This window comes from Nonomuraea sp. B10E15, from assembly GCF_039871615.1.
Classification (GTDB): Bacteria; Actinomycetota; Actinomycetes; order Streptosporangiales; family Streptosporangiaceae; genus Nonomuraea.
In genome coordinates, this window is record NZ_JBDPMB010000008.1 from 57,076 (window position 1) to 83,284 (window position 26,209).

The window sequence follows — 26,209 nt, forward strand, 5'->3', positions numbered from 1 at the left end:
CATGGCGATCCCTGGAGCCCGCATCGTCCAGGAATACCCTGATCGCATGCGGGCCATGCTCCGGGCCGTGGGGGAGACGAGCATCACCGCGGGCCTCATCCTCATGTTGTTCTGCGCCTACCTGCTCTGGGGCACCGGCGCCTACACCCAGAGGCAGCAGCTGCTGCTCCAGCGCGAGCTGGCGGCCGACCGGGCGGCGCAGGAGCGCCTGCGCACGGTCAGCCCGGGCCAGGCCCTCGCCGTGCTGCGCATCCCCCGGCTGGGCCACGACTACGAGTACGCCATCGTCGAAGGCGTCGGCGCCACCCACCTGAAACGCGGCCCGGGCCACTACCCCGACAGCGCCATGCCCGGCCAGGTCGGCAACTTCGTGCTGTCGGGACACCGCACCACGTACGCGGCCCCGTTCAACGAGATCGACGAGCTCGAACGCGACGACGAGATCGTCGTGGAGAGCCGCGAGGCCCGCTACACCTACCGCGTCACCTCCCAGGACATCGTGCGGCCCGACGAGGTCGACGTGCTCGCCCCCGTGCCCGGCAAGCCCGGCATCCGCCCCGTGCGCGCCTTCATCACCCTGACCACCTGCCACCCCGAATACTCGGCCGCCGAGCGCCTCATCGTGTACGGCGTGCTCAAGGAGACCGAACCGAGAGAGGAGTGACATGTACGCCTGGCTCTGGCGCAAGTTGCCGGGCACCCCGCGCACCAGGGTGCTGACGGCCCTGGTGCTGGTCGCGGCGGCGGTGGCCGTACTCTGGTTCGTGGTGTTCCCGCTCTTCGAGCCCGTGGTGACGCTGGACGAGGTGACCGTCAGAAGATGACCCGTGTGCTGGTGGTGGACAACCACGACAGCTTCGTCCACACCATCGTGCAGTACCTGCGCGAGCTGGGCGCCGACTGCGACGTGCGGCCGCGCGACGACGTGGACGTGAGCGACGCCGACGGCTTCGACGGCGTCCTCGTCAGCCCTGGCCCCGGCACGCCCGAGGCGGCCGGCGTGAGCGTTCCTCTGGTCCGACACGCGGTCGAGCGCGGCCTGCCGCTGCTCGGCGTCTGCCTCGGCCACCAGGCCATCGCCATCGCCTGCGGCGCCACCGTGGCCCGCGCGCCCGAGCTCTTCCACGGGCAGACCAGCGCCGTCGTCCACGACGGCCAGGGCGTGTTCGAGGCGCTGCCCTCCCCCGTGCGGATGACCCGCTACCACTCGCTCGCCGTGCTGCCCGCCACGGTGCCCGACGTGCTCGACGTGAGCGCCCGCACCGGCGACGGCGTCATCATGGGCCTGCGCCACCGCCTGGCGCCCGTCGAAGGCATCCAGTTCCACCCCGAGTCCGTGCTGTCGGAGCACGGCCACCGCCTGCTGGGCAATTGGCTGCGCCGGATCCTGTAACAAACCTCTCGCGGCGAGCGACAGACAAGTGAGCGTCCCCGCCGTTGCCCCCGAGCGGCGGGGGCGTTCTTGCGTGCGCGACATGACGAAGGGCCGTCCACCCCCCTCGGGGATGGACGGCCCTGTCACGTGCGAGGCTCAGTTGAAGCCGCCGTCGCCGATCGGGTTGTCGTCGGCCGGCGGCTCGTCCTCTGTCGGGAAGTCGTCGGTCGGCGGGTCATCCGTCGGGACATCGTCCGTCGGGAAGTCGTCCGTGGGCGGCGCCTCGTCGGTGACCGAGGGACCGGTGGACACCACGATCGTGATCGTCGTGTCCTGCGGCAGCTTGGTGCCCTCGCCCGGGTTCTGCTGGATGACCGTGCCCTCGGGCTGCTCGTTGGGCTGCTCGGAGACCTTGACCTTGAACCCGGCGCCCCTGATCTGCTTGGTCGCGTCCTCCTGGGTGAGCCCGATCACGCTGGGCACCTCGGCGAGGTCCTTCGGCACGTAGAGGGTGACGGTGCCGCCCTTCTCCAGCGACTCGCCGGCCTTCGGCCGGGTGTCGATGACCGTGCCCTGCTCCTTGGTGGAGTTTCGGGTCTTGACCGTGCCGCGCAGCCCTGCCGCCTCCAGAGCCGCCATGGCATCGGCCTGCTGCTGGCCGACGAGGCCGTCGGGCACCTTCACCCGCTCGGTGCCCTTGGACACGAACAGCTGGACGCTGGAGCCCTTGTCGACCTTGGTGCCCGGGGCGGGCTCCGTCCTGATCACGGTGCCCTTCTCGACGTCGGAGCTGAACTCCTGCACCGTCTGGACGGTGAGCCCCAGACCCTTGAGCTTTTGCTCGGCGAACGTGCCCTTCTGCGTGGTGAGCTCGGGAATCGCCACCTGGGTCTCGGCCGGTGTGTCCTTGGAGCCGAACACCAGGTAGCCGGCCGTGATGAACCCGCCGATGATCAGCAGCGGAATGATGATCCACATCGCGGTCTTGACCGCGTTGCCGCCACCGCCGCTGGAAGCCCTGCGCCGGCCGCCCCGGCCGCCGCCGTCGCCGTCGTCGTACTCGTAGGGCGGAATGGCTCCGCTGCGCTGCGTGGCCGGCCCGCCGGACGTCTGGGGCGAGGCCATCATGCGCGTGCCCTGGCCGTAGTCGCCGGTCATCGCCATCGTCTGGGCGTCGACCGGCATGCCGGACATCGCCCGCTGGATGTCGGCCCGCATCTCGCCCGCGCTCTGATAGCGGTGCGCAGGATCCTTCGCCATGGCCTTCAGCACGATCGCGTCGGCCCACGGCGGGATCTCGCGGTCGATCTGGGAGGGCGGGATCGGCTCCTCGCGCACGTGCTGGTAGGCGATCGCGACAGGCGAGTCACCGGTGAACGGCGGCTGGCCCGTCAGCAGCTCGTAGAGCACGCAGCCGGTGGAGTAGATGTCGCTGCGGGCGTCGACCCGCTCGCCCCGCGCCTGTTCGGGCGAGAGGTATTGGGCGGTGCCGATCACCTGGGCCGTCTGCGTCATGGTGGCCGCGGAGTCGGCCATGGCCCGCGCGATGCCGAAGTCCATCACCTTGACGTCGCCCGCCCTCGTGATCATCACGTTGGCCGGCTTGATGTCGCGGTGCACGATGCCGCCGCGGTGGCTGTAGTCGAGGGCCCGCAGGATGCCGTCGACCAGCTCGACCGCGCGCTCGGGGAGCAACCGCCGATCCTGGCGCAGCAGGTCGCGCAGCGTCCGGCCGTCGACGTATTCCATCACGATGTACGGCACGGGGGTGCCGTCGGTGACGTCTTCGCCGGTGTCGTAGACGGCGACCACGGCAGGGTGGTTGAGTGAGGCCGCCGACTGCGCCTCACGGCGGAATCGGGCCTGGAAGGTGTGGTCGCGAGCCAGGTCGGACCGGAGCGTCTTGATCGCGACTATACGGTCCAGCCGGATGTCTCGGGCGCGATACACCTCGGCCATGCCGCCGCGCCCGACGACACCGTCGAGCTCGTAACGACCTCCGAGTAGCCGAGGCTGAGTCATTTCCTGCACTGTCCCTTACCGTTCATCTTGGGTACCGGCCTGCTCGGGGGGCCGCCGGTGTCCATCATCGACCCCATTGCGCGTCACGTCTGCTCCTTGGGTGGGTTTGTCTCACCCGGGTCCGGCGAGGCGGTGGGTGTCGGGGTAGTGGGTGTGGTGGTGGGCGTCGGGGTTGGCGTGGGCGTAGGGGTCCGCGTCGTCCGTGTCGGGGTCGGTTTCGGCGTCGGCTTCTTGCTGGGAGTTGCCGACTTGCTTACGGTAGCCGACCGAGAGGGTATAGGCCGCTGCGACTTCACCGGAAGCGCCGGTGGCCGCTTGGTGCGCTTTTTCTTCGTGGGCTCGGCCTGCTGCGGCGTCGGCGGCGGCGACTCGCGCGGCTCGGCCACGTCAGGCGTCGGCGCGGGCGGCGGCCGGTTGGCGAAGGTGACGGCGCTGAGCCCGACCGCGGCCGCGCAGCCCGCCGTGGCGACCACAACCAGCGCCCTGGCGCCCTTACGGCGCCTGCGGGCAGGCGGGGCATGGGGCTCGGTGGCCGGGGCGATGCGGTCGGTCGCCTGCTGGTCCTCGGGCTCAGGCTCGCGTACGCGGAAGCCGCCCGGGTCGGTCAGCATGCTGAGGTCGGCGCCGGACCGGGCGCCGGACCGGGTGCCCGCCAGCGACTCGCGCAGCGCATGGGCCCGCTCGGCCAGCTCGAGCGCCGTGGCCGGGCGCTGGCCCGGCTCCTTCGCCAGCAGCGCCATGACGAGCGCGCGCACCTGCGAGGGAACGTCCACACCGAGCGGCTGCGGTTGCTCGTTGAGGTGCTGCAGGGCGATCGCCACCTGGGTGTCGCCGCGGAACGGCGTGCGCCCCGCCAGGCACTCGTAGGCCACCACGCCGAGTGAGTAGAGATCGGTGGCGGGCGTGAGCGGGAAACCCTGCGCCTGCTCAGGGCTGACGTACTGGGCGGTGCCCACCACCGTGCCCGTCTGCGTCACCGGCGCCGCCTCCAGCGCCCGCGCGATGCCGAAGTCGGTCACCTTGATGGAGCCCTCGGGCGTGACCAGCAGGTTGCCGGGCTTGATGTCGCGGTGGATGATCCCGGAGGAGTGGGCGGCGTGCAGCGCCCTGGCGGTCTGGTGCACGACGTCGAGCGCCACCTCGGCCCCGAGCGCGCCGTTGCGCGCCAGGATGGCCGACAGCGGCTCGCCCTGCACCAGCTCCATCACCAGATAGGCGAGGTCGCTCTCCTCGCCGTAGTCGAAGATCTGGGCCACCCCGGGGTCGGCCAGCGCCGCGGTGAGCCGCGCCTCGTTGCGGAACCGCTCGCGGAAGGTGGGGTCGGCGTGGATGTGGCTGCGCAGGATCTTCACCGCGACCTCGCGCCCGAGCAGCTCGTCGCGGGCACGCCAGACCTCTCCCATACCGCCGGTGGCGATGCGGGAGATCAGGAGGTAGCGGTTACGGAGCCGCATGGTCCAGCAGGTTACCGTCTCTCACTTGTTCAGCACCGCCTCCATCACGGCCTTGCCGATCGGCGCGGCGGTGCCGCCGCCCGTGGCCTCCGCGCCGACGTTGGCCGCACCGGACTCGACGATGACCGCCAGGGCCACCTTGGGATCCTCGGCCGGCGCGAAGGAGATGAACCAGGCGTGCGGAGGCTGGTTGTCGGACGTCTCCGCGGTGCCCGTCTTGCCCGCTACTTGGACGCCCGGCACCTGCGCCCGGTTGGCGGTGCCGTTGCTGACGACGCTCACCATCATGTCGCGCAGCTTGGCCGCCGTCTCGGTGCTGACCGCCTCGCTCAGCTCTTCCTGCTCGGCCTCTTCGATCGAGTCGCCCTGGGCGTCGGTGACCTTCTTCACGAGGTACGGCTTCATCACCGTGCCCTCGTTGGCGATGCCCGCGGAGATCATGGCCATCTGCAGCGGCGTCATCTGGTTGCTGCGCTGCCCGATGGAGGCCATCGCGACGGCCGCTTCGTCCTCACGGGGGCCGAAGTCGCTCTGGGCCACGGGCATCGGGATCGCGAGCTGCTCGCCCATGCCGAACTTGACCGACTGCTCCTGCACCTTGTCGTAGCCCAGGTCGATGCCCATCTTGCCGAACGGCGTGTTGCACGACCTCTCCAGCGCGAAGACCAGCGTGACCTGGCCGCTGCCGCAGGCGGCGCCGCCGTAGTTGGGCAGGCTGATGTTCGTGTTGGGCAGCGGGAGCCGCTGCGGCGCCTCCACGGTGGTCTGCGGCCCCCGTGAGGTGTCGTCCTCGAGGTAGGCCGCCATGGTCACGACCTTGAACGTCGAGCCGGGCGGGTAGGTGCGGTCGATGGTGCGGTTGAGCAGCGGCTGGTTCTTCTGCTTGGCCAGCTCGTCGTAGCGCGGGAAAACCTTGCTCTTGTCGGTCAGCGACAGCTCGGCGGGGTCGTAGGTCGGCAGCGACACCATCGCGAGGATCGCGCCCGTCTTCGGCTCGAGCGCGACGACGGCGCCGCGCTTGCCGCTCTGGCGCAGCGCGTCGTAGGCGGCCTTCTGCACCTTGGGGTCGATCGTGACCTCGACGTTGGCGCCCTTGGTCGGCTCGCCGGTGAACAGGTCGATGCTCCGCCTCAGCAACAGGTCGGCGCTGGAGCCGTCGAGCAGTTTGTTCTGGGTGCCCTCGATGGCGCTCGCGCTCTCCGGCGAGAAGAAGCCGGTGACGTGCGCGTAGAGCTCGCCCTCGGGGTATTTCCTGACGAACCTGAACCGCGTGCTGTCGGTCTCGACGGACTGCGCGATCACCTTGCCGCCGGCGGTGATGCGGCCGCGCTCGATGGCGTAACGGTCGTAGTAGTTACGGGTGTTACGGGCATCGGTGCTCAGGCCTTCTGCCCTCACGGCCTGCAGGTAGTTCACATTGATCATCAGAAGCGCGAACATGGCCAGGCAGGCCACGGCCGTGCGCTTGAGCGTGCTGTTCATCGCTGGAACACCTGCGTCATCCCTTCGTTCTGGATCGCCTGAGGAGGAGGCTTACGCGCCGCATCAGACATGCGTACCAATAGCGCGATAAGGATCCAGTTAGCCAGCAGCGCCGAGCCACCCTGCGACATGAACGGCGTCACCAGGCCGGTCAGGGGAATCAGGTTGGTCACACCGCCCACGATGATGAACACCTGCCAGGCGAGGATGAACGACAGGCCGCCCGCGAGCAGCTTGGAGAACGGGTCACGGGCCGCCAGCGAGGTGCGCAGGCCCCGCTGCACCACCAGGGCGTAGAGCATGAGCAGCGCCATCAGCCCGGTCAGGCCCAGCTCCTCACCCGTCGCGGCGAAGATGAAGTCGGAGAACGACAGCGGGATCAGCTCGGGATGGCCCTGCCCCAGGCCGGTGCCGAGGATGCCGCCCGCGCCGAACCCGAACAGGCTCTGCATGATCTGGTAGCTCTTGCCGCACATCGCGTCGCTCGGCGGATCCGTCTGGCAGACGGCGTCGTTGCCGTAGTAGATCGGGTTGGCCGGGTCGAGCCACGAGTCGAAACGCGCGCCGACGTGGTCGAAGACCTGCCCGGCGAGGAAGGCGCCGCCGACGAAGAGCAGGATGCCGATCAGGACCCACGACGTGCGCTGGGTGGCGATGTAGAGCATCGCGACGAACGTGCCGAACAGCAGCAGCGACGTGCCCAGGTCCTTCTCGAAGACCAGGACGAGCAGGCTGAGCACCCAGGTGGCGAGGACGGGACCGAGGTCTCTCGCCCTCGGCAGGTCGATGAAGAGCAGTCGCCGGCCGGCCAGGGCCAGCACGTCACGCTTGGCCACCAGGTAGCCGGCGAAGAAGACGACCAGCGCCAGCTTGGCGAACTCGCCCGGCTGGATGGAGAAACCGCCGATGCGGATCCAGATCTTGGCGCCCTGCACCTCGCTCAGCGAGCCTGGCAGCACCGCCGGGATGGCGAGCAGCACCAGGCCGACCGCGCCCGCGGTGTAGGTGAGGCGCTGCAACATGCGGTGGTCACGCAGCACGATCAGGGTGGCCGAGAACATCACGACGCCGAGGCCCGTCCACATGATCTGGCTGGTCGAGGACGCGCCGCCCATGCCGGCGGACTCCAGCCGGTAGATCATCGCCAGGCCCAGGCCGTTGATCACCGTCACCAGCGGCAGGATCAGCGGGTCGGCCCACGGCGCGAACTTCGCCAGCACCGCGTAGGCGGCCAGCATCAGAGCCCCCAGGCCCAGCCCGTACGTCAGCATGCCGGCCGGGATCTGGCCGTCGACCGCCAGGCCCACGTTGGCGTACGCGCCCATGACGATCAGCACCGCGAGAGCGAGCATGACCAGCTGAGCCCCGCGGCGCTTGGCCGGCATCGGGACCGGTTCGGCGGCGACTTCGCTCATCTACTGCTGCTGTTTCGTCTTGGTCGCGCTCGCGGTCGGCGTGGGCGACGTGGTGGCTGACGGGGACGTTTCGCTCTGCTGGTCCTCGGAGAACTTCAACGCGTTGATCCTCGTGATGCCTTCGTCGACGGTGGTGACGGGGAAGGTGCTCTTGATGAGCTCCTGATCCGCCTCCGACAGCTGGGAGAGCTGCCGGCCAGTGGGCCGCGAGACCTCGAAGAGCTGGAAGGGGCCCACCTCGACCTTGATCCCCTGGAACACGACCACCTCGTCGCCCCTCGCACCGACGAAGAACTGGTCCTGGGTCCACTGGTATCCAAAGTAACCGCCGACACCGACGGCGAGCGTTCCGATGCCGAGCACGGTGACCAGCACGGGCCACAGACGACGGCGGCCCGACCGGCGGGTCGCCTGCGCGACCGGCTCGTCGAAGTCACCGTCGTCCGCGATCACCGGCTGGGGTGCGGTCACCGCGCCGGCTCGCCCCGGCGGTTCCGCCTCCTGCGCGGCGCCCCGCAGGCGGTTCATGCCCGCGGCGCCCACGACGGCGGCGTCGGCCGGCACCTGCTGCCCATCGGTGATCTCGAGCACGTCGGCCAGCACACACGTGATGTTGTCGGGCCCGCCGCCTCGGTTCGCCAGGTCGATGAGCTGGCGGACGACCTCTTCAGGATCGTCGATGTTGGTGAGCGTGGCGTGCATCGTCTCCGCGCTCACCACGCCCGACAGGCCGTCGGAACACAGGAGGTAGCGGTCGCCCACCTGCGCCTCGCGGAGCGTGAGGTCGGGATCGACCTCGCCGCTGCCGTCGAGCGCGCGCAGCAGGATCGACCGCTGCGGGTGCGTGGCCGCCTCCTCCGGCGTGATGCGCCCGTCGTCGACGAGCTGCTGGACCAGAGTGTGGTCATGGGTGATCTGGTAGAGCTCCCCGCGCCTGAGCAGGTAGGCGCGCGAGTCGCCGACGTGCACCAAAGCGACCTGGGTGCCGTGCCAGAGCATGGCTGTGAGAGTCGTGCCCATGCCTTTGAGGCTGGGATCCCGCCCCACCATCTCGTGCAGCTTGCGGTTGGCGTCGCGTACGGCTGCCTCGATGGCGTTGAGCAGGTCACCCCCCTGTTGAGCCTCTTCCAGAGAGGCCATGGCGTCGATGGCGACTGAGCTCGCCACCTCGCCGTGTGCGTGCCCGCCCATGCCGTCGGCGACGGCGAGCAGGCGGCCGCTGGCGTACGCCGAGTCCTCGTTCCCTTCACGGAGGAGGCCGACGTCCGAGCGGGCGGCGTAGCGGAGTGCGATGGTCATTTGCGCAATTCAATGACTGTCTTGCCGACGCGGATCGGAACACCGAGCGGCACCGGGGTCGGGCGGGTGACTTTCGAGCGGTCGAGATACGTGCCGTTCGTCGAACCGAGATCTTCCACGATCCACTGACCGTCCTGAGGGAAGAGCCGGGCATGCCGGCTGGATGCGTAGTCGTCGCTGACTACCAGCGTGGCGTCGTTCGCCCGGCCAATGGTGATGGGCGTCTCCGTGAGGTTAATGGTGGTGCCTTGCAGGGGGCCACCGGTAACGACGAGCTGGCGTGGCTCACCCTTCTTGCTCTTGGGCTTGGCCACGGGTTTGGCGGGTTTCACGCCCTTGCGTGGGCCCGCGGGAGCCGTGCGTGAACCGAACAAGTCAGTCCGGATCACGCCGACTGCGGCAATGACGAAAAACCACAGCACCGCCAGGAAGGCGAGCCGGATCAGCAGCAGCGTGAGCTCGGACATGGACCGTCTGTCTACCTCTAATCGCGCCGGAACACCAGAGTCGTGCGCCCCAACGTCACTCGCGTGCCGTTCTGGAGCTCGATCCTGCGTACCGGCTGGCCGTTGACAAAAGTGCCGTTCGTCGACCCGAGATCGACGAGAGCCACGAGCTGGCCCTCGACACGCAGCTCCGCGTGATGACGCGAAACGCCCGGATCGACCAGACGAAGATCGCAGTCGGTGCCCCTGCCCAGCAAGGTCACCGGAGTGGTGAGCTCGTAGGAACGGTCGCCCTGCGGGTCGTCCTGGGTGGAGACGAGCAGCCTGGGCCGCCCCTGGAACGCGTGCGGCCTCGACGGAGGCAGGTCGCTCGCCGGGTGGCGAATCTCGTCCTGCTCCACCGTGGCGCCGCGGATGACGCCTGACCTGATGCGGAACAGCCCGACAGCCAGGTCGCCGGCCGTCTCGAAACGCACCCGGACCGGTCCCACGAAGGAGTAGCCCTGCTCCTTGGCGTACTCCCTGGCGAGGTTGGCCAGTTCGTGGCTGATGCTGTCGGCGTAGACCTCAAGCCGCTCGCTGTCGGTCGTGGACAGCTCAACCACGAAGTCGTTGGGCACGAGTGTGCGGCCTTGGGCGACGATCGCCGCACGCTCATCCATCTCCCGCTGAACCGCGCTGGCGACCTCGACCGGCTGAAGGTCAGATTTGAACGCCCGCGCAAAGGCTCCCTCAACCAAGCCTTCGAGCCTTCGCTCGAAGCGCTGAAGGACTCCCACCGGGTACCTCCCTTCCTCCGTGCATATGATCGCGGCCCCCAGGCGCCCGTGGCGCCCGGTCTCCGCTCGTTCCACTTCACGGCGTCCCTGGCGCTCGTCAGCTGTCGCGCCCAGCTCCTCCGCTCCCGTGTCTTATGCGATCGTATCCGGGTTCAGTACCAGTGACTGTTCCGTGCTACTGTTCTTTCCGCACCCACAAGGGCGGGTGGCGGAACGGCAGACGCGCACGGTTCAGGTCCGTGTGTCCGAAAGGACGTGAGGGTTCAAATCCCTCCTCGCCCACTCGTTGACAGGGGATCCTTGGTCGCAAGCCTTTCAGGCGTTGCTCCCTGGGGTCCCCTCGTCGTGTCTCCCGGGGGATAACCCCCGGACCCCCAGGCAGGTCGCTGGCGCTCCCGGGGGAGACCCCCGGGCCCCCATCACAACCCCGTTGTGGCTGGTGGTCGACCAGGGCCTTTTGTGGTGGTGTCGGACCTTTCCCCTCGTGGGTGGTGTTCGGCCTTCCCTCTGTGGGTGGTGTCCGGCCTTCCCCTGTGGGTGTCCGGTGGTGTTCCTGGGTTCTTTTGTGCAGACCCACATTGGCGAAGCTCGTTGCGGATCGCAAGGGTCGGGGTCTTCCTTTTCGAGAATCTGTCGGTGATGGGGGCTCTCGGGACCGTACGCCTTGGTGGTTGCAAGATGCTTTCTGGTCGCTTGACCGTTGGTGTGTGTTTTAGTTCACAGTCAGGCTGCTTTGGTTCTGGTGTCCAGGAGTTCGCCCACCAGGTCCGTGAGGCTCACCATTCCGATGACCGCGTCCTGCTGGTCCGTGACCAGGGCGAGGTGGGCTCTGGCCTCCTGGAGGGCCGTCACCGCCTCGGGGATCTGGGTGGTGCTGCGGAGCCTCGGCACCTCCCTGGCCAGCTCGCGTGCCGTCTTGCCGGGGTTGAGCAGGGCGTCCCTGGCGTGCAGGGCGCCTTCCAGGGCCGACTCGTTCTCCACCAGGAGGCGCAGGTGGTTCGTGGCCACCGCTGTCTGCTTGATCTCAGAAGCGCTGGCCGTGGGGGCGACCTTGGCCGCTTGGGCGATGGGGGTCATCAGGCGTTCGATGCCTTCGTCGTCCAGGCGCAGGGCGCGGGTCAGGAGGTCGTGCTCCTCCCTGTCCAGCAGGCCCATGCGGCCCGACTCGCCCACCAGCATGGCGAGCTGGCGCGGCGTCCTGGTCGTCGCCAGCTCGTCCCTCGGCTTGACGCCGAAGAGGCGGAGTATGACGTTCGTCAGGCCGTTGAGCGCCGAGAGCAGAGGGCGCATCAGCCACGTGAAGCCGCGGAACGGCAGGGTCAGCAGGAGCGCCGCGCGCTCCGGGTGGGTCAGCGCCCAGGACTTGGGGGCCATCTCGCCGATCACCATGTGGAGGAACGTCACCAGGGCCAGGGACAGGGTCAGGGCGATCGGGAGGCGCAGGCCCTCAGGGACGCCCGCCATGGCGAAGACGGGCTCCAGATAGTGCTCGATCGCCGGCTCGGTCACCTGACCCAGGCCCAGCGTGCACAGGGTGATGCCGAGCTGGGCGCCGGCCAGCATGAGGGAGAGCTGGCGGCCGCCGCGCACCGCCGACTTCGCGGTGAGCCTGACCAGGCGGTTGCCGCCCGAGGCCATCTCCTCGAGGCGGTGGCGGCGCGAGGAGACGAAGGCGAACTCGGCGGCCACGAACAGCGCGTTGAAGGCCAGCAGCGCCAGGCTCAGAATGATCATGCTCATCGGGCGGCCTCCGCGTGTCGCGCAGGAGCCAGCCGCACCCACTCCGGCACTCTGCGGTTGAGTGACATGACCGTGAGCTCCGCCAGGTGCTCCTCGACGTCCTCGGTGAACGGGTCGGTGTCAGGCTTGATCGGGACGGTGACCGTGTCACCCTGTTCGGGCATCCTGCCCAGCTTGGCCAGCACCAGCCCGGCGAGCGTGTCGTAGTCGTCGCTCTCCGGCAGTGCCACGCCGGTGGCCCGCTCGACCTCGTCGAGCCTGAGACTGCCCGGCACCTCCCAGACGCCGCCCGGGTGTTCGAGGGCGCCGACCGGCTCCGGGTCGTTCTCGTCGACGAGCTCGCCGACCAGCTCTTCCGCAAGGTCCTCGACGGTGATCACGCCTGCCAGGCCGCCGTACTCGTCGATGACGCAGGCGACGTCGTCCTTGGCCACCCGCATTCTCTCCAGTACGGCGGGCAGCGGCACCGAGGCCGGCACCAGCAGCGCGGGGCGGGTGATCGTGGAGATCGAGCCCTCCTCCAGGCCGGAGGTGAGCAGCTCGCGCACGCCCGTCACGCCGACGACGTCGCCGTCCTCGGCGAGGACCGGGTAGCGGGAGTGACCGCACGCGCGCATGGCGTCGAGCAAATCGGAGATGGGCTGTCCGTCGCGCAGCGCGACCACGCGGGGCCGCGGGACCATGATCTCCTCCGCGCTGCGGTCGCCGAACTCCAGCGCCCGTTCGAGCAGCTCCGACAGCTTGGGAGGCAACTCGCCCGCCTGGGTCGACTCCGCGATGATGCGCGAGAGCTCCTCGGGCGTCACGCCGTGCTCGACCTCCTCCACGGGCTCGATGCCGACCCGCCTGAGCAGCCCGGTGGCGGCCGAGTCGAAGAACCGGATCACCGGGCCCACCACCGTGAGGTAGGCCAGCGTCGAGCGGGCCAGGAACTTGGCCACCGCCTCCGGCCTGGCGATGCCGAGGTTCTTCGGGGCCAGCTCGCCGAGCACCATCTGCACCACGGTCGCCACGAACACGCCCATGGCCACGGAGACGCCGGTCATCATGCCGTCGGGAAGCCCCCAGTCGGACAGCCACGGGCGTACGATCACGGCGATCGCCGGCTCGGCCAGGAACCCGACCAGCAGCGCGGTGACCGTGATGCCGAGCTGCGCGCCTGAGAGCATGAAGGAGAGGCGGGACGTCACCTGGAGGGCCCTCTCGGCGGCGGTGTCACCGGCGGAGGCCTGCTCGCGCAGGATGCCGCGGTCGGCGGCGACGAAGGCGAACTCCTGGGCGACGAAATAGCCGGTCGCCGCCGTGAGGAGGATGAGGGACAGCAGCCCGAGATAAGCGCTCACCGCAGTGAGCCTTCAGGGGAACCCGTGCCTGAGCACGGGCAAAGACTCCACGAGTCCGGAGCGGACACGATCATCCCTTCGATAGAGGTCGTCCCTAACCGTAACGATGCCGATGGCCTCTATGTTTCCCGAGCCCGCGCAAGGACCCGTCGCCGGTTTGGCGGCGGCCCGGCTCCACCGTTACGGTCGGCTGGTTCTGTGTACTTTTCCGTGGGAAATCCTTGACCGAACGCCTTCACTGCCGGGGGGTTGGACGTAGCGTCTATGTACGAAGCAAAGGGGAGAAGGCGAAGTGTCTGAGGACGACCGTACGCGGGCCATGCGCTCGCCGGGCGACGGCCGCCCGCTGCCACCGCGGCCCAACGACGTCCCGCGCTCAGGGGGCGCTCCCGCGCACCGGTTCCCGGCGGGCGGGCCGGGCGCGCCCACCCACAAGCTTCCTGCCGCCTCCCAGATCCCCGAGCCGCCGCCGGGCCCGCCCGGCTCCGAGCCGCGCCGGTCGGGCGGGCGCGTGTACGGCAGGCAGCGCTCCGGCGGCGGGGGCGGTCCCGTCCGGCCGTTGAGGTCGAGGGGCGGGCAGGAGCCGAGGGAACCTCGCAAGAGGCTCTCGGGCAGGACGATCGTGAAGATCGTCGCGGGGCTCCTGGTCGCGCTGCTGGTCGCGGCCGTCGGCATGTTCTTCTGGATCGACTCGAGGCTGGGCGGCATCGACGACGTGCTCGCCGACTACGAGGAGCGCCCCCCTGACGGCCCCGGCACCAACTGGCTGCTCGTCGGCTCCGACAGCCGCAAAGGGCTGTCGAAGGCCCAGCGCAAGAAGCTGGCCACGGGGCGCGCCGTCGGGCAGCGTACGGACTCGATGATGTTGTTGCACATCCCCGACACCGACGACCCGCCCACGCTGGTCAGCCTGCCGCGCGACCTGGCCGTCACCATCTACGGCAAGCAGCGCGACAAGCTCAACGCCGCCTACAACGGCGGGCCGCAGCTGCTGGTCCGCACCATCGAGACGGTCACGGACCTGCGCGTCGACAACTACATGGAGATCGGGTTCGCCGGGTTCGTCGACATCGTGGACGCGGTGGGCGGGGTCGAGATGAACGTGACGGCCGCCGTGAACGACCCCAAGGCGGGGCTCAAGCTGAAGAAGGGCAAGCAGGTGCTCGACGGCGCCCAGGCCCTGGGCTACGTACGCACGCGCAAGGGCGGCGCGCTGCCCGACTACGAGCGCACCAAGCGGCAGCGCCAGTTCCTCGCGGCGGTGGTGAAGAAGGCGGCCAGCCCGGGGGTGCTCATCAACCCGTTCACGTCGATCCCGCTGGCGATGAGCGCCACGGACGCGGTGACCGTCGATTCGAGCACCGGCGCCTTCGACCTGCTCTCGCTGGGGCTCGCCATGGGCGACAGCCCGGTGACGACGGTGGTGCCGTTCGGCGGCAACGAGAACCTCCCCAACGGCGGCGTGGCCGTCAAGTCCGACCGGCAGAAGGCGCTGGCGCTGTTCAACGCGCTGAAGGAGGACAAGCCGGTGCCGAAGAGCGTGCTCGACGCCCGCTGACGTCGTCAGCCGCCGCTGGCGCTGCCGGCAGCGCCAGCGGCGGTCGCGGCGCTGATGGCGGCCATCGTGGCCGCGTTGATGGCGGCGATGGTCTTGGCGACGGCGTCGGCCGTCCACGCGCCCTCGGAGATCTCCTTGATCCGCTGCTTGTCCGCGTCGGGGAAGACCTTGCGGTCCAGCCTGGCCGCGTGCGCGATCGCGATCAGCACCGCCGTGCGGGGGTCGGGGGTGGCGCCCGCGAGCACGGCCGACACCCGCTCGCGCACGTCGGCCTCGACACCGGGGTGCGCCTCCGGCCAGCGGGTGACGGGGAAGATGCCGAGGGCCCTGCCGCGCTCCTCGGCCAGCACGCCCGATTCCGCCAGCTTGGTCAGCAGGCGCGTGCGCAGCTTGCCCGTCTTCAGCCGCTGCACCCACCAGGCGGGTTTCCTGGCCTTGCCCTCGGTGGCGATGCGGGTCAGCGTGGCGTCCAGCTCCGCGTCGCCGAGCGGGCTCGGGTCCGTGACCGCCACCTTCTTGTCGGACAACTCGAGCCGCCCGGCCACGGCGAGCTCGGCGAGGAGCGCGCCGGCGAGCGCGGAGTCGAGTCGCGTGGAGTCGATGAGCGGGGTGCCCTTGTCGTCCCGGTAGGACAGCAGGAGGAACTCTTCGGCGATCGTCACAGTCATCTTCCGACACTAACCTCCCAGCCATGAGCATTTCGGAGAAGTTGCACGCCATCGGCCGTCCCTTGCTGCAGGCGCAGCTCGACCATCCCACGGTGATCGGGATCGGCCGCGGCGACCTGGCGGAACCGGTGTTCAGGTCGTGGCTGGAGCAGGACTACCTGTTCCTGCTGGACTATGTGCGGGTGTTCGCGCGGCTGGCCTGGCAGGCGCCCGACCCGCATCTGGGCGACCTGGTGGACCTGGCGCACGCGACGTACCACGACGAGCTGAACCTGCACAGGTCGCTGTCGGCGGAGTTCGGGGCCGACCTGGAGGGCGCGGTGAAAGGGCCGGCGTGTGCGGCGTACACGGGGTTCCTGCTGGAGTCGGCGGCGTCGTACGGGGAGGGGTTGGCGGCGCTTTACCCGTGTATGTGGGGATATTCGACCCTCGGGCAGATATTGGCGGAGAATCCGCCTACTGAGCCGAGATATCGGGCCTGGGTGGACACGTACGCCGATCCCGGGTTCGCCGCGCTCGCCGTACGCATCGCCCAGATGATCGACGAGGCTGACCCGGACCCGGCGCGGGCGGAGGCGAAGTTCAGGGAGGGCATGGCGCACGAGCTGGCCTTCTGGAGCGTGCCGTAGCATCCACAGGCTGTGGACGGCGTGGCGCGGACCGTACCCTGGTGACATGCCGGAACTTCCCGAAGTGGAGTCACTCACCCACTTCCTGCGCGAGCGGGCGGTGGGCCGCACGATCGTGGGGGTCGACGTGGTCGGCTTCCAGGCACTCAAGACCTTCGACCCGCCCGCCACGGCGCTCGGCGGGCTGAGCATCACCGGCGTGGCGAGGCACGGCAAGTTCCTCGACCTCGACTGCGACGGCCTGCACCTGGTCATCCACCTGGCCAGGGCGGGATGGCTGCGCTGGCGCGACGACCTGTCGGGCGCCAAGCCCGTCCGCCCCGGCAAGGGGCCGCTCGCGTTGCGGGTCCGGCTCGCGCCCGACGACGAGGGGGCTGCGCCCGGCTTCGAGCTGACGGAGGCGGGCACACAGAAGCGGCTCGCCGTCTATGTCACGCGCGATCCGGGCGAGGTCCCCGGCATCGCCGCACTCGGTCCCGACCCCCTCGACCCGTCCTTCACGGTCGCCGCGCTCAAGCGCATCGTGGGCGGCAACCGCACGCAGATCAAGGGGCTGCTGCGCGACCAGAAGATCATCGCGGGCATCGGCAACGCCTATTCCGACGAGGTGCTGCACGCGGCCAGGATGTCCCCGTTCAAGATCGCGGCGACACTCACGGACGCCCAGATCGCCGACCTGCACGAGGCCATCGTCACCACGCTCGGCGAAGCGGTCGAGCGGGCGCACGGGCTGGCCGCGAAGGACCTCAAGGCGGAGAAGAAGTCGGGGCTGCGGGTGCACAACCGCGCGGGGCAGCCGTGCGACGTCTGCGGCGACACGATCCGCGAGGTGTCGTTCGCGGACTCGGCGCTGCAGTATTGCCCCACCTGCCAGACCGGCGGCAAGCCCCTCGCCGACCGGAGGTTGTCCCGTCTGTTGAAATAATCCATCTTTTACGGCACAGCCGGCGTCACCGCACGCGCCGACGCCGGCCGCCGTCTGTCATGGCCGGTCGTGAAGGCTCACGGGTTGCTCGCCGTGACGAGCGCCTCCTTGACCGTGTTCCGTGGTTCCCGCGCCTGCTTGGCCGTGTCCTGTGGGTTCTTCCGGCAGCCCGGCTGCCAGGACGTCGGTTGTCCTGTGGGGCCGCCTGGCGAGCAGGGCCGTTGCCGCGACGGCGCTGGCCAGGAGCGCGGCCGCCAGCGGGACCGCCAGGGCCGTGCGGAAGGCGGTCATCCCGGCCTCCTGCGTGGTCGCGCCGCCGAGTGCGGCCACGTTGACCGCCGTGACCATCGACACGCCCAGCGCGGCGCCGAACTGGAACGACGAGTTGATCAGCCCTCCGGCCAGCCCTTGCTCGCGGGCCGCGATCCCGTCCGTGGCGGTGATCATGAGCGGGCCGTAGGCGAAGGCGAACATCAGGGCGATCAGCACCATCGACGGCACCATCGCGGCGTAGGTCCAGTCCAGCCCGGCGCCCAGGAAGAGCACGTAGGCCAGCAGGCCCGACAGCAGGCCGCCGAGGACGACCTTGGCGCTGCCGTACCGGTTGACCAGCCACGGGGTGAGCGTCGGCGCGATCACGACGTCGGTGGCGGCCGCCAGCAGGGCGAGCCCGGTCTGCATGGGTGACCAGCCGCGCAACTCCTGCAGGTAGAGCGTGACCAGGAACTGGAAGCCGAAGAAGGAGGCCGTGAGCAGGACGGCCATCACGTTGGCGCGGACCAGCGCCGCCGACCTGAAGATGCCGAGGCGGACCAGGGGGTGCCGTGAGCGGCGTTCGACGGTCACGAACGCCGCCAGCAGTCCCAGGGCCGCGGCGAAGATCGCGAGCGTCAGCGGCAGGCCCTCGGACGGGTGCTCAAGGCGTACCACTCCATAGACCAGCAACATCATCGTGCCCGTCACGCTCGCCGCGCCCGCCAGGTCGAAACCGCCGGCCGGGCGCTCCTCCGCCGGCGCCCTCTCGATCAGCAGGCTCGCGGCGATCAGGACCACCAGCGACATCAGCACCGGGGCGAAGAAGACCCAGCGCCAGCCGAACGTGGTGAGCACCCCGCCGAACACCAGGCCGAGTGCGAAGCCGGCGGCGCCGGTGCTGCCGTAGATGATCAGGGCGCGGTTGCGGTCGCGACCCTCGGGGAAGCTCGTGGTGATCAGCGACAGCCCCGCGGGCGTCATGAAGCCGGCGGCCACTCCGGTGACGAACCTCGCCAACAACAACACCCAGCCGTCGTTCGCCACTCCGCCGAGCCCGGAGAAGGCCATGAACACCCCCAGCCAGAGCAGGAACATGCGCCGCCGGCCCAGCAGGTCGGCGGCCCGGCCGCCGAGCAGCACGAAACCGCCGTAGCCCAGGACGTAGGCGCTCACCACCCCGCTGAGCATGCTCGTGGGCACGCCGAGATCGGCCCGGATGGCGGGGAGGGCGACGTTCAGCATGGCGACGTCGATGCCTTCGAGAAAGATGGCCCCGCAAAGAACGATCAGTACGCCCCACGTACGAGCAGGGACAGGCATGACAACCCCCGGTTACGGAGAATTATGTTGGTTCCTTGTGGTAACCGTCCACATCATCGGCCACCATGAGACTTCATGGAAGAAGGCACTTCTGCGTCACTCGGTTACTCCGCAGGCACCATGGACGACGACTACGACGCGCGCCAGTGGGACACCCGTGAGGACTGCGAGGTGCGCCAGATCCTCGATCGCATCGCCGACAAGTGGTCGCTCCTCGTCATCGCCCTGCTCGACTGCGAGAGCCTGCGTTTCACCCAGCTCCGCCGTGAGATCGACGGCGTCAGCCAGCGCATGCTGAGCGTCACGCTGCGCCAGCTCGAACGCGACGGCCTGGTCAGCCGCACGGTCCACCCCGTCGTCCCGCCCAGGGTCGACTACGCGCTGACGCCGCTCGGCCGTACGCTGCACGAGACCATCAAGTCCCTGGTCACCTGGACCGAGGCCCACCAGGAGGAGATCGCCCGCGCCCGCGCCGCGTACGACGCCCGCGTTCAGGGCCCCACTTCGTAAGACGGGCTCGGTCGTATGCCGTCGCGTTCCCCCGTCGCTCCTGCGTCGCTCCTCCTCCAGGCGACGGCACTCCCTCCCGTGTTCATGGCCTCACTTCGTGAGGCGGGCTCGGTCGCCTGATGCCGTCGCCTTCCCCCGTCGCTCCTGCGTCGCTCCTCCTCCAGGCGACGGCACTCCCTCGCCGGGAGATGATGGGGTCATGACCGTTCCTGAGATCGAGCCGGGCGGCATCCCGGCAGACGCCTACCTTCTCGACGTCCGCGAGCAGGACGAATGGCGGGCGGGCCATGCCCGTGAGGCGGTGCACATTCCGATGACCCAGATCCAGGGCCGGGTCGAGGAGGTGCCGAGCGACCGGACGGTCTACGTCGTCTGCCGGGTGGGCGGCCGGTCGCTGCAGGTGGCGGCCTGGCTCAACCAGCTCGGGCGCGACGCGGTCAACGTCGGGGGCGGCATGCAGTCGTGGGAGGCGGCCGGGCGTCCGCTGGTCAGCGAGACCGGGGAGCAACCCTTCGTGGCCTGAGCCGGACGCCCCGCCGCCGCGCACCATAGGCGCTCGGGAGCAGACCAGAAGGGCTACCCATGGCACTCCATGTGCCGGAGCGTTCTCGGCTGATGGGCCGCATGTGCTGTGAGGCCGGGCGGTTGAGGCACCCCGGGCACACATGACAAACGCGACCCCTGGTGATCGTTGGGTTTCTACGCCAGCCGATCAGGAACAGGGGCCGCGTTCGCGTGCCATCATCCCGGTCAACGTGCTCACCCGCCACCTGGAGCACGTCACCCTCGCCGGCCCACCGACCGACCTGCCGGTCCTGACCGAGGCGCTGGACACCATCCCCCGATCCGCGCAGCCGTCGAGGAGGCCGCTGCCGACTCGGCCTGCTGCCGGCGTGATCCCTACTCGCCGTGGACGTGAGGAACGCGGCACTCTCAAGGTCGTCACGGTCACGGGGGGACTGCGTTTCCGCACGCCGGGCAGGCGATGCCGGTCGAACGCCAGGTCAGGGACGGCACGACAGGAAAGTGGCGGACCGTGACCGTCTGTCCGCGACGCCACCCGCGGCCTCGCCGTTCCTTGCCTCACATGACCAAGAAACCGGACAAATATCCACTACGCCGGGGTCTGGCCCTGAAGTGGACTGTCTGCGCATAAGGCGTGGAATCTGGGCTATTTACGGCGCTGAAACGGGTCTGAAGACTGGGATCGCCTCAAAAGAGATCTCAGGGAAAGGACTTGTGATGAGAGTGGAGCGTAAGGTCGCGCTGGCTGTCACGGCGGCCACGACGGTCGCCGTTCTTTTCGCCGGGGGAACACCCGCTGCCGCAGACTCCTTCGGCAAGTGTAGTGCTGGTTGGGTTTGCTTGTACGAGAACGAGGACTTCAACCAGGATAAGGGTCTGGATGGTGATCACTGGCGCAACTTCAAGAAAAGCAAGCCCGACCTCAGGAAGTACAATTGGCTGGACGCTCACGGCTGGGACAGTGGTGACGGGATGGACAACGAGACCAGCTCGATCAAAGTCAGAAAAGGGTGGTGCTGGGTTCAGCTTTATCAGGACGTCGGATACGGCGGGGCGATGAGCGTATTCGGACGGGGGGTGGGTCAGCCTGAGGATGGCAAGCTGAAAAATGATGAGATCGGCGACAATCGGGCCAGCGCGTTTAAAATTGTTAACTGCTGAATCTCGCTGCGTATGGGGATCAAGCGAGCGTCGGCACGACGAACGAGTGCGCAAGGAAAGAATTCCTCTTTCTTGGCAGGGGCGGTCGTAGCGCTGGTCGGCGTCGGGGTCGCCGCCTGTGCGGGCGCTGCCCAGAAGCCAGGCACACCGCCGTTCCGGGCAGCCTTCGCGCTGCCCTTCGATGCCTACCGGCTCAATGATGAAGACCTTGTTACGGTCACCGCCGCACGCACCAGGCTCAGACGGGAATGCATGGCCAAGAAGGGCTTCGTCTGGACTGGGAAACAGTCGGCTGCGGATGCCCACCCGCTCCTCAGCAAAAACGCCCGCCGCTACGGCCTTGCCGACTCAGAAGCCGCCCGGCGCTACGGTTACCACGTCCCTGACACGCCGCAAGAAGCACAGGCCCAGGCGGAGGAGGCAGCATGGGCCGGCCGTGCGAGCAAGGCCGAGCAGTCCGCCCTGCTCGGCCCGGGCGGGTGCGTGGACCAGGCGGATTCTGCCCTTTGGAAAGGCGTCCGCGACCGGGACTCCGCATGGCTTGTCGACCTGGAATACGCGGCGGTCGACCAATCCGCGGCAGACCCGGCGGTGGTCATAGCCACCCGGGCATGGAGCGATTGCATGCGCGACAACGGCTTCGACTACCAGACCCCACAAGCCGCGGTGGAGGACCGGCGGTGGAACCTCAACGTACCCAAGGTCTCACCGGCGGAACGGGCCGTGGCCGCCGCTGACGTACGCTGCAAGCAAAAGACCGATCTTGTCACCACTCGCGCCGCAGCGGAATGGCGAATTCAGACGAAGATGATCGAACAGCATGCCAAGCGGTTCGAGGCCCTGCGGAAGGCGAATCAGAGTTACCTCGGCAACGCACGACACACCCTTGACCGGCGAGCGGACAGCGAAGCACGGTGAAGGCGTAATACTTCCGGCAGGAAGCCACGTACCCCGGATCAGGTCGGGTCGCCCGAGGGGATCCCCCCTCGGGCGGCTTCGCCAGGGGCCTGCCGACGGTCGCGGTCATGACCCTGTGGGCGAGAACCTTGGGGCGGCCGGCTCCGTACGAGTTGCGGATGACGTCGTCGTTCTGTACGGCTACGCCCGCTGGGAGTGGTGCTGCCATGGCGGGCGCAGCCGCCACCACGGAGCCGGCCACCCGGGTCATGTCCCCCGGGCTGGCCGAACTCGGAGGGATGAGGCATCATGGGGCCCGCGGAACTTGGACATTCCGGCTCCGCACGTACAAATCAATCCGCGGGAGCTTGAGGCAATCAGGCTGAGAGGGCGACTACGGCTGTCGCCGACCGCATGAACCTGTCCGGGTAATGCCGGCGTAGGGAGTGTGCGATGTCGCACGTCGCCGACGAAGTTCCGCTGACTCTCGACGGTCAGCCCCCCAAGACTCTGGGCGTGCTCGATCAGGGCGCGCTCTGGGCCAACCTCGGTGTCAGCCTCCTCGGCTTCTCAGGGGCGCTGCTCCTGCTCAACCCGACCGGCGACGCGCCGCTGAGCCTGGCCGCCGCGCTGGTGGCGACGGTGGTCGGCAGCCTGATCGGAACGGCCATGGTGGGCCTGTCCGCCATCCCCGGCACCCGCACCGGCCAGCCCGCGATGGTGCTGCTGCGCGGCCTGTTCGGGGCCAGGATCTCCTACGCGCCCACGGTGCTGAACATCGTGCAGATGCTCGGATGGGGCGCTTTCGAGCTGTGGGTGATCGCCAAGGCCGCCACCGCGATCTTCGACGGGGTGGCGTACCCCGTGTGGGTGGTTCTGGCGGGCGTGCTGACCACCGCGCTCACGATCTGGCCGCTCGGCGCGATCCGCCTGCTGCGGCGGTACGTCACCGTCGGCGTGATCGTGTCGATGATCTGGTTCACCTGGTACTTCCTGTCCGAGGCGCCCGCCCCCGCCGGCGGGTCGTGGACCGGGTTCGCTCCGGCCGTCGACTACGTGATCGCGCTGTCGGTGTCCTGGGTGCCGCTGGCCGCCGACTTCGCCCGGCACTCCCGCTCCGGGCGCGCCGCGTTCACCGGGATCGTCGGCGGCTACACGGTGGCCCAGGTGGCCTGCCTCGGGCTCGGCGTCTACGCCGTGGCCATCGCCGGCGCCGCCGCCGTGAACGCCGACAACACGGCCGTGTTCGACCCGTTCGTGGCCGCGCCGCTCGGAGCGGTGTTCTTCGGCATCCTGGTGTTGCGCGAGACCGACCAGTCGTTCGCGAACGTCTACTCCACCACCATGTCGCTGCAGAACCTGATGCCGCGCGTCGACCGGCGGGTCATCTCGACCGCCATCGGCGTGTTCACGGTCGTGATCGCCCTGGTCGTCGACGTCACCTCGTACGGCGCGTTCCTGGGCGTGATCGGGGCGGTGTTCGTGCCGATGTTCGCGGTGCTGGCCGTCGACTATTTCGGGTTCGGCCGCTCCGACCGCTGGAACACCGACGAGGACGCCCCCTCGCGCTGGTCGATGCTGGTGCCGTGGGCGCTCGGCTTCGCCGCCTACTGGCTCACCACCTCGACGCCCACCATCGCGGCGTGGGACGGGTTCTGGGCGTCGGCCCGCGACGCCATCGGCTTCACCAGGCAACCGTGGATGAACGGCGCGCTCGGCGCGGCGGTGGTGGCGGCCCTCGTGACCGCGCTCATCGGCGTGTTGCGGAGGCGCGCTGTTCGACGTTGAGCAGGTGCTGCTTGGCGCTCGCGCCACCCGCGTAGTCTCCGAGCGCGCCGTCCTCGCGCACCACCCGGTGGCAGGGCACGATCACGCAGACGGGATTGGAGGCCAGCGCGTTGCCGATCGCGCGCAGCGCGCGCGGCCTGCCGATGCTCTGGCCGATCTCCTCCAGCGTTGTGGTCGTGCCGTAGGGGACCGCCGTGGTCTTCTGCAGCACCGACCGGGCGAACGTGGTGGCCAGCGCCCAGTCGACCGGCGTGGCGAACGCGCGCAGCCGGCCGGAGAAATAGGCATCCAGCTCTCTGCGCACCGGGTCGAGCCGCCGCGCGTCGTTGCCGATGAACGTGCCCACATGCCGGCTGACCAGCTCGAAGACGTCGTTTTCCGCCTCGAAGCTGCAGGCCGCGATGCCCTTGCCCGTCACGGCCAGCACCAGCCTGCCCACGGCGCCGTCGTAGGTGCCGAACGCGATGTCGGGCGGCGTCTCGCCGCGGTAGGTGCTGGAGGTCACCCGCAACAGGGCATCGAGATCACCGCTCGCCATTCGCCCTCACCCTCCACACCCGCCGAGATCGCCGTGACCGCAGCGTATCGGACGGATCGCCCGACGCACCTACCAAGCCACGTGCACTATGGAGGTGTGGGGGACGAATGGGCCGGTAGTGACGACGAGATCGCACGCGCGGTGCTCGCCGGTTCGCCCAACGCCGTGGTGGTGCTCGACCGTGACCAGAGCGTGCTGGTCTGGAACGAGGCCGCCGAGCGGTTGTTCGGGTGGCCGGCCGAGGACCTGCTCGGGCGGCGGGCGCCGATCGTGCCGGGCGAGCTGACCGCCGAGCTCAACGCCGTGCTGGAGCGCGTACGCACGGGCGAGTCCGTGTCGTTGCGCACCAAACGCCTGCGCAAGGACGGCGTCCCCCTCGACCTCCGGGTGGACATCAGCGCGCTGCGCCTGGGCAACGCCGTGGCCGGATACATCTGCGTGCACCATCCGGCGCGGGCCGACGAGCTGGCCAGGCACCGCATGGCGCGCAGGGAACGTCTCGTGCGCCGGTTGACGGACGTCGTCGGCGACATCAACTCCGAGCTGGAATTGTCGGCCGTGCTCGACCGGATCTCGGCCAGCCTCACGGAGCTCACCGGCGCGGACGCGGGCGGGTTCGTGCTGATCGAGGGCGACCGGTTGCGGCTGGTCAGCACCTACCAGTTGCCCGAGGCGATCAGGGGCACCACCACCGACCTGCGTACGAGCCTGGTGGACAAGCTGTTACGCACCGGCAAGACCGTCATGCTGGAGACGAACGGGCTCGAAGAGCTGGTGTGGGCGCGGCTGGACGGCCTGCACACGATCACTCTGGGCCTGGCCGCCGTCGGCGGGCGCCCGTACGGAGCCCTCTACGCGCTCTTCGCCCGGCGTGTCCCCGGGCATCTCGAACTGGAACTGCTGGAGCTGCTCGCCGGGCATGCGGGCATCGCGGTGGGCAACGCGGTCGCCTACCAGGAGGCGGTGCGGCAGCGCGCACACGAGCGGGCCGTCTTCGACGCCAGTGCCGACGGCATCGCCGTGCTCGACGGGGCGGGCCGCGTGGTCCGCTGGAACCCGGCCGCCGCCGCGCTGACCGCGTTCTCGGCCGACGACGTCATCGGCGGGCCGCCGCCGTTCCCGCTGCCCGAGCCGGGGGAGAAGGTCACGTTCCAGCTGGAGACGGGCCGCTGGCTGGACGTGGTGAGCGCGCGGATCGAGGAGACCGGCGAGGTGGTCATCGACTTCCGCGACGTGACCGCGGCCAAGGAGCTCGAGGAGGCCAAGGACCTGTTCCTGGCCACGACCAGCCATGAGCTGCGCACTCCGATCACGATCGTGCGGGGGTTCGCCAGCACGCTGGACTCGCGCTGGGACAAGCTGAGCGACCCCGAGCGCCGTTCGGCCGTGCACACGATCGCCGAGCGGTCCAGGTCGCTCGGCCAGCTCATGGACCACCTGCTGCTGGGCTCCAGGGCGGGGGCGGACGAGCTCAAGGTCCGGATCGAGGAGTTCGACCTGGCCGAGCGGATCCGGGCCGCCACGCTCGGGCTCCCCGTGCTGTCGGACAGGCACCGGGTCGAGGTGAGGCTCCCCGACGAACTGCCGAACGTGCTGGGCGACGCGCTGGCCACGGACATCGTTCTGGGGCAGTTGCTGGAGAACGCCTTCAAGTACTCGCCCAAGGGCGGGTTGATCGCCGTGGAGGCCTGGCCCGAGGCCGGCAACGTCGTCGTGGTGGTCGACGATGAGGGCGTCGGAATCGCCCCGCCTGACCGGGAGCGGATCTTTGAGCGCTTCGTCCAGGTGGACAGCGGCGACCGGAGAAGGTTTGGTGGAGTAGGGCTCGGGCTCTACATCGTCCGCAGCCTCGCGAGGGCACAAGGGGGTGACGTGAGCGCCCATCCGAGACCGGGAGGTGGCACCCGCATGCGGCTGGTTCTGCCCTATCGGATCCGACACACCGATGCGGTAACGAGGCGGTCACAGTTGCGCTGATCTATCGTCCAATGTGTACAAGCTGTGATCGAGATGCGGTTTCTGGAGTCGGCTAACGGGGCATTTCGGTCGTACCGGGGAGTGTTCCCGTGGGGGGCACAGG

At 69.2% G+C, this 26,209-nt stretch carries 24 protein-coding genes, 1 tRNA gene and 1 riboswitch; of the genes, 13 read left to right on the forward strand and 12 right to left on the reverse strand.

What is annotated here, in order from left to right; genetic code table 11:
- The first annotated feature begins 46 nt into the window (after positions 1–46).
- Genes ABGB14_RS23215 through ABGB14_RS23225 form a run of 3 tightly spaced genes read left to right on the forward strand, consistent with a single transcriptional unit; the run spans position 47 to position 1,393 of the window.
- Entirely contained in the window at positions 47–664 is a 618-nt protein-coding gene (locus ABGB14_RS23215) for a class E sortase (protein WP_347645922.1), read from the forward strand.
- Position 665: 1 nt separating this feature from the next.
- Positions 666–824, forward strand: a complete 159-nt coding sequence (locus tag ABGB14_RS23220) for a hypothetical protein (protein WP_347645923.1) — start codon at positions 666–668, stop codon at positions 822–824.
- Positions 821–1,393 carry a gamma-glutamyl-gamma-aminobutyrate hydrolase family protein gene (locus ABGB14_RS23225; protein WP_347645924.1) on the forward strand — a complete coding sequence of 191 codons (573 nt, stop codon included), beginning with the start codon at positions 821–823 and terminating at the stop codon, positions 1,391–1,393. Before ABGB14_RS23220 ends, ABGB14_RS23225 begins: the two co-directional genes overlap by 4 nt.
- Before the next feature lie 138 nt (positions 1,394–1,531).
- On the opposite strand, the gene pknB is transcribed toward ABGB14_RS23225, so the two are convergent.
- The 7 genes from pknB to ABGB14_RS23260 form a co-directional block, all read right to left on the reverse strand.
- Positions 1,532–3,397 carry a Stk1 family PASTA domain-containing Ser/Thr kinase gene (gene pknB, locus ABGB14_RS23230; protein WP_347645925.1) on the reverse strand — a complete coding sequence of 622 codons (1,866 nt, stop codon included), beginning with the start codon at positions 3,395–3,397 and terminating at the stop codon, positions 1,532–1,534.
- Between the two features lie 83 nt (positions 3,398–3,480).
- Positions 3,481–4,851 carry a protein kinase gene (locus tag ABGB14_RS23235; RefSeq protein ID WP_347645926.1) on the reverse strand — a complete coding sequence of 457 codons (1,371 nt, stop codon included), beginning with the start codon at positions 4,849–4,851 and terminating at the stop codon, positions 3,481–3,483.
- A 21-nt stretch (positions 4,852–4,872) separates the two neighbouring features.
- Positions 4,873–6,333, reverse strand: a complete 1,461-nt coding sequence (locus ABGB14_RS23240; protein ID WP_347645927.1) for a penicillin-binding protein 2 — start codon at positions 6,331–6,333, stop codon at positions 4,873–4,875.
- Entirely contained in the window at positions 6,330–7,748 is a 1,419-nt protein-coding gene (locus ABGB14_RS23245) for an FtsW/RodA/SpoVE family cell cycle protein (RefSeq protein ID WP_347645928.1), read from the reverse strand. The genes ABGB14_RS23240 and ABGB14_RS23245 overlap by 4 nt, the downstream gene beginning before the upstream one ends.
- Positions 7,749–9,047, reverse strand: a complete 1,299-nt coding sequence (locus ABGB14_RS23250) for a Stp1/IreP family PP2C-type Ser/Thr phosphatase (protein ID WP_347645929.1) — start codon at positions 9,045–9,047, stop codon at positions 7,749–7,751.
- On the reverse strand, positions 9,044–9,514 hold the full coding sequence (locus ABGB14_RS23255) for an FHA domain-containing protein (protein ID WP_132590700.1): 471 nt from the start codon (positions 9,512–9,514) through the stop codon (positions 9,044–9,046). The genes ABGB14_RS23250 and ABGB14_RS23255 overlap by 4 nt, the downstream gene beginning before the upstream one ends.
- Before the next feature lie 17 nt (positions 9,515–9,531).
- The gene (locus ABGB14_RS23260; RefSeq protein WP_132630681.1) at positions 9,532–10,272 is read right to left on the reverse strand and encodes a DUF3662 and FHA domain-containing protein; all 741 of its coding nucleotides are present in this window, start codon (positions 10,270–10,272) and stop codon (positions 9,532–9,534) included.
- Positions 10,273–10,471: 199 nt separating this feature from the next.
- Here ABGB14_RS23260 and ABGB14_RS23265 point away from each other — a divergent pair.
- Positions 10,472–10,554 (forward strand) — tRNA-Leu (locus ABGB14_RS23265).
- A gap of 441 nt (positions 10,555–10,995) precedes the next feature.
- On the opposite strand, the gene ABGB14_RS23270 is transcribed toward ABGB14_RS23265, so the two are convergent.
- Positions 10,996–12,012 (reverse strand): hemolysin family protein, encoded by a 1,017-nt coding sequence (locus ABGB14_RS23270; RefSeq protein WP_347645930.1) that lies wholly within the window; start codon positions 12,010–12,012, stop codon positions 10,996–10,998.
- Entirely contained in the window at positions 12,009–13,355 is a 1,347-nt protein-coding gene (locus tag ABGB14_RS23275) for a hemolysin family protein (protein ID WP_347645931.1), read from the reverse strand. Before ABGB14_RS23275 ends, ABGB14_RS23270 begins: the two co-directional genes overlap by 4 nt.
- Before the next feature lie 292 nt (positions 13,356–13,647).
- Here ABGB14_RS23275 and ABGB14_RS23280 point away from each other — a divergent pair, with 292 nt between their 5' ends.
- Positions 13,648–14,913, forward strand: a complete 1,266-nt coding sequence (locus tag ABGB14_RS23280; RefSeq protein WP_347645932.1) for an LCP family protein — start codon at positions 13,648–13,650, stop codon at positions 14,911–14,913.
- Positions 14,914–14,918: 5 nt separating this feature from the next.
- On the opposite strand, the gene ABGB14_RS23285 is transcribed toward ABGB14_RS23280, so the two are convergent.
- The gene (locus ABGB14_RS23285) at positions 14,919–15,581 is read right to left on the reverse strand and encodes a GPP34 family phosphoprotein (protein WP_347645933.1); all 663 of its coding nucleotides are present in this window, start codon (positions 15,579–15,581) and stop codon (positions 14,919–14,921) included.
- 23 nt (positions 15,582–15,604) lie between these two features.
- Between ABGB14_RS23285 and ABGB14_RS23290 the strand changes: the two genes are divergently transcribed.
- Together ABGB14_RS23290 and ABGB14_RS23295 are read left to right on the forward strand one after the other, a co-directional pair.
- A complete protein-coding gene (locus ABGB14_RS23290; protein WP_347645934.1) occupies positions 15,605–16,210 on the forward strand; it encodes a transcriptional regulator in 606 nt (201 codons plus the stop codon).
- 46 nt (positions 16,211–16,256) lie between these two features.
- Positions 16,257–17,135 (forward strand): DNA-formamidopyrimidine glycosylase family protein, encoded by an 879-nt coding sequence (locus ABGB14_RS23295; RefSeq protein ID WP_347645935.1) that lies wholly within the window; start codon positions 16,257–16,259, stop codon positions 17,133–17,135.
- Positions 17,136–17,192: 57 nt separating this feature from the next.
- On the opposite strand, the gene ABGB14_RS23300 is transcribed toward ABGB14_RS23295, so the two are convergent.
- A complete protein-coding gene (locus tag ABGB14_RS23300; protein WP_347645936.1) occupies positions 17,193–18,710 on the reverse strand; it encodes an MFS transporter in 1,518 nt (505 codons plus the stop codon).
- Between the two features lie 75 nt (positions 18,711–18,785).
- Here ABGB14_RS23300 and ABGB14_RS23305 point away from each other — a divergent pair, with 75 nt between their 5' ends.
- From ABGB14_RS23305 to ABGB14_RS23325, 5 genes are all read left to right on the forward strand, one after another.
- Positions 18,786–19,220 carry a helix-turn-helix domain-containing protein gene (locus tag ABGB14_RS23305; protein ID WP_347645937.1) on the forward strand — a complete coding sequence of 145 codons (435 nt, stop codon included), beginning with the start codon at positions 18,786–18,788 and terminating at the stop codon, positions 19,218–19,220.
- A 199-nt stretch (positions 19,221–19,419) separates the two neighbouring features.
- On the forward strand, positions 19,420–19,743 hold the full coding sequence (locus ABGB14_RS23310; RefSeq protein WP_347645938.1) for a rhodanese-like domain-containing protein: 324 nt from the start codon (positions 19,420–19,422) through the stop codon (positions 19,741–19,743).
- Positions 19,744–20,462: 719 nt separating this feature from the next.
- Positions 20,463–20,906 carry a peptidase inhibitor family I36 protein gene (locus tag ABGB14_RS23315; RefSeq protein ID WP_347645939.1) on the forward strand — a complete coding sequence of 148 codons (444 nt, stop codon included), beginning with the start codon at positions 20,463–20,465 and terminating at the stop codon, positions 20,904–20,906.
- Positions 20,907–20,978: 72 nt separating this feature from the next.
- Positions 20,979–21,824: a hypothetical protein gene (locus ABGB14_RS23320; RefSeq protein ID WP_347645940.1), complete on the forward strand. Its 846-nt coding sequence runs from the start codon at positions 20,979–20,981 to the stop codon at positions 21,822–21,824.
- 329 nt (positions 21,825–22,153) lie between these two features.
- Positions 22,154–22,266, forward strand: a riboswitch (TPP riboswitch).
- Positions 22,257–23,591, forward strand: a complete 1,335-nt coding sequence (locus ABGB14_RS23325) for a cytosine permease (protein WP_347645941.1) — start codon at positions 22,257–22,259, stop codon at positions 23,589–23,591. (Overlaps the previous riboswitch by 10 nt.)
- Here the strand turns inward: ABGB14_RS23325 and ABGB14_RS23330 are convergent.
- A complete protein-coding gene (locus ABGB14_RS23330) occupies positions 23,554–24,129 on the reverse strand; it encodes a methylated-DNA--[protein]-cysteine S-methyltransferase (protein WP_347645942.1) in 576 nt (191 codons plus the stop codon). The genes ABGB14_RS23325 and ABGB14_RS23330 overlap by 38 nt on opposite strands.
- A gap of 96 nt (positions 24,130–24,225) precedes the next feature.
- Here ABGB14_RS23330 and ABGB14_RS23335 point away from each other — a divergent pair, with 96 nt between their 5' ends.
- Positions 24,226–26,106 (forward strand): ATP-binding protein, encoded by a 1,881-nt coding sequence (locus ABGB14_RS23335; protein ID WP_347645943.1) that lies wholly within the window; start codon positions 24,226–24,228, stop codon positions 26,104–26,106.
- Positions 26,107–26,209 lie beyond the last annotated feature (103 nt).

Coding starts and splice junctions, on each gene's coding strand:
- ABGB14_RS23215 (WP_347645922.1), top strand. CDS start 47: ATGCGGGCCATGCTCCGGGCCGTGGGGGAGACGAGCATCACCGCGGGC.
- ABGB14_RS23220 (WP_347645923.1), top strand. CDS start 666: ATGTACGCCTGGCTCTGGCGCAAGTTGCCGGGCACCCCGCGCACCAGG.
- ABGB14_RS23225 (WP_347645924.1), top strand. CDS start 821: ATGACCCGTGTGCTGGTGGTGGACAACCACGACAGCTTCGTCCACACC.
- pknB (WP_347645925.1), bottom strand. CDS start 3,397: ATGACTCAGCCTCGGCTACTCGGAGGTCGTTACGAGCTCGACGGTGTC.
- ABGB14_RS23235 (WP_347645926.1), bottom strand. CDS start 4,851: ATGCGGCTCCGTAACCGCTACCTCCTGATCTCCCGCATCGCCACCGGC.
- ABGB14_RS23240 (WP_347645927.1), bottom strand. CDS start 6,333: ATGAACAGCACGCTCAAGCGCACGGCCGTGGCCTGCCTGGCCATGTTC.
- ABGB14_RS23245 (WP_347645928.1), bottom strand. CDS start 7,748: ATGAGCGAAGTCGCCGCCGAACCGGTCCCGATGCCGGCCAAGCGCCGC.
- ABGB14_RS23250 (WP_347645929.1), bottom strand. CDS start 9,047: ATGACCATCGCACTCCGCTACGCCGCCCGCTCGGACGTCGGCCTCCTC.
- ABGB14_RS23255 (WP_132590700.1), bottom strand. CDS start 9,514: ATGTCCGAGCTCACGCTGCTGCTGATCCGGCTCGCCTTCCTGGCGGTG.
- ABGB14_RS23270 (WP_347645930.1), bottom strand. CDS start 12,012: ATGAGCATGATCATTCTGAGCCTGGCGCTGCTGGCCTTCAACGCGCTG.
- ABGB14_RS23285 (WP_347645933.1), bottom strand. CDS start 15,581: ATGACTGTGACGATCGCCGAAGAGTTCCTCCTGCTGTCCTACCGGGAC.
- ABGB14_RS23290 (WP_347645934.1), top strand. CDS start 15,605: ATGAGCATTTCGGAGAAGTTGCACGCCATCGGCCGTCCCTTGCTGCAG.
- ABGB14_RS23295 (WP_347645935.1), top strand. CDS start 16,257: ATGCCGGAACTTCCCGAAGTGGAGTCACTCACCCACTTCCTGCGCGAG.
- ABGB14_RS23300 (WP_347645936.1), bottom strand. CDS start 18,710: ATGCCTGTCCCTGCTCGTACGTGGGGCGTACTGATCGTTCTTTGCGGG.
- ABGB14_RS23305 (WP_347645937.1), top strand. CDS start 18,786: ATGGAAGAAGGCACTTCTGCGTCACTCGGTTACTCCGCAGGCACCATG.
- ABGB14_RS23310 (WP_347645938.1), top strand. CDS start 19,420: ATGACCGTTCCTGAGATCGAGCCGGGCGGCATCCCGGCAGACGCCTAC.
- ABGB14_RS23315 (WP_347645939.1), top strand. CDS start 20,463: ATGAGAGTGGAGCGTAAGGTCGCGCTGGCTGTCACGGCGGCCACGACG.
- ABGB14_RS23325 (WP_347645941.1), top strand. CDS start 22,257: ATGTCGCACGTCGCCGACGAAGTTCCGCTGACTCTCGACGGTCAGCCC.
- ABGB14_RS23330 (WP_347645942.1), bottom strand. CDS start 24,129: ATGGCGAGCGGTGATCTCGATGCCCTGTTGCGGGTGACCTCCAGCACC.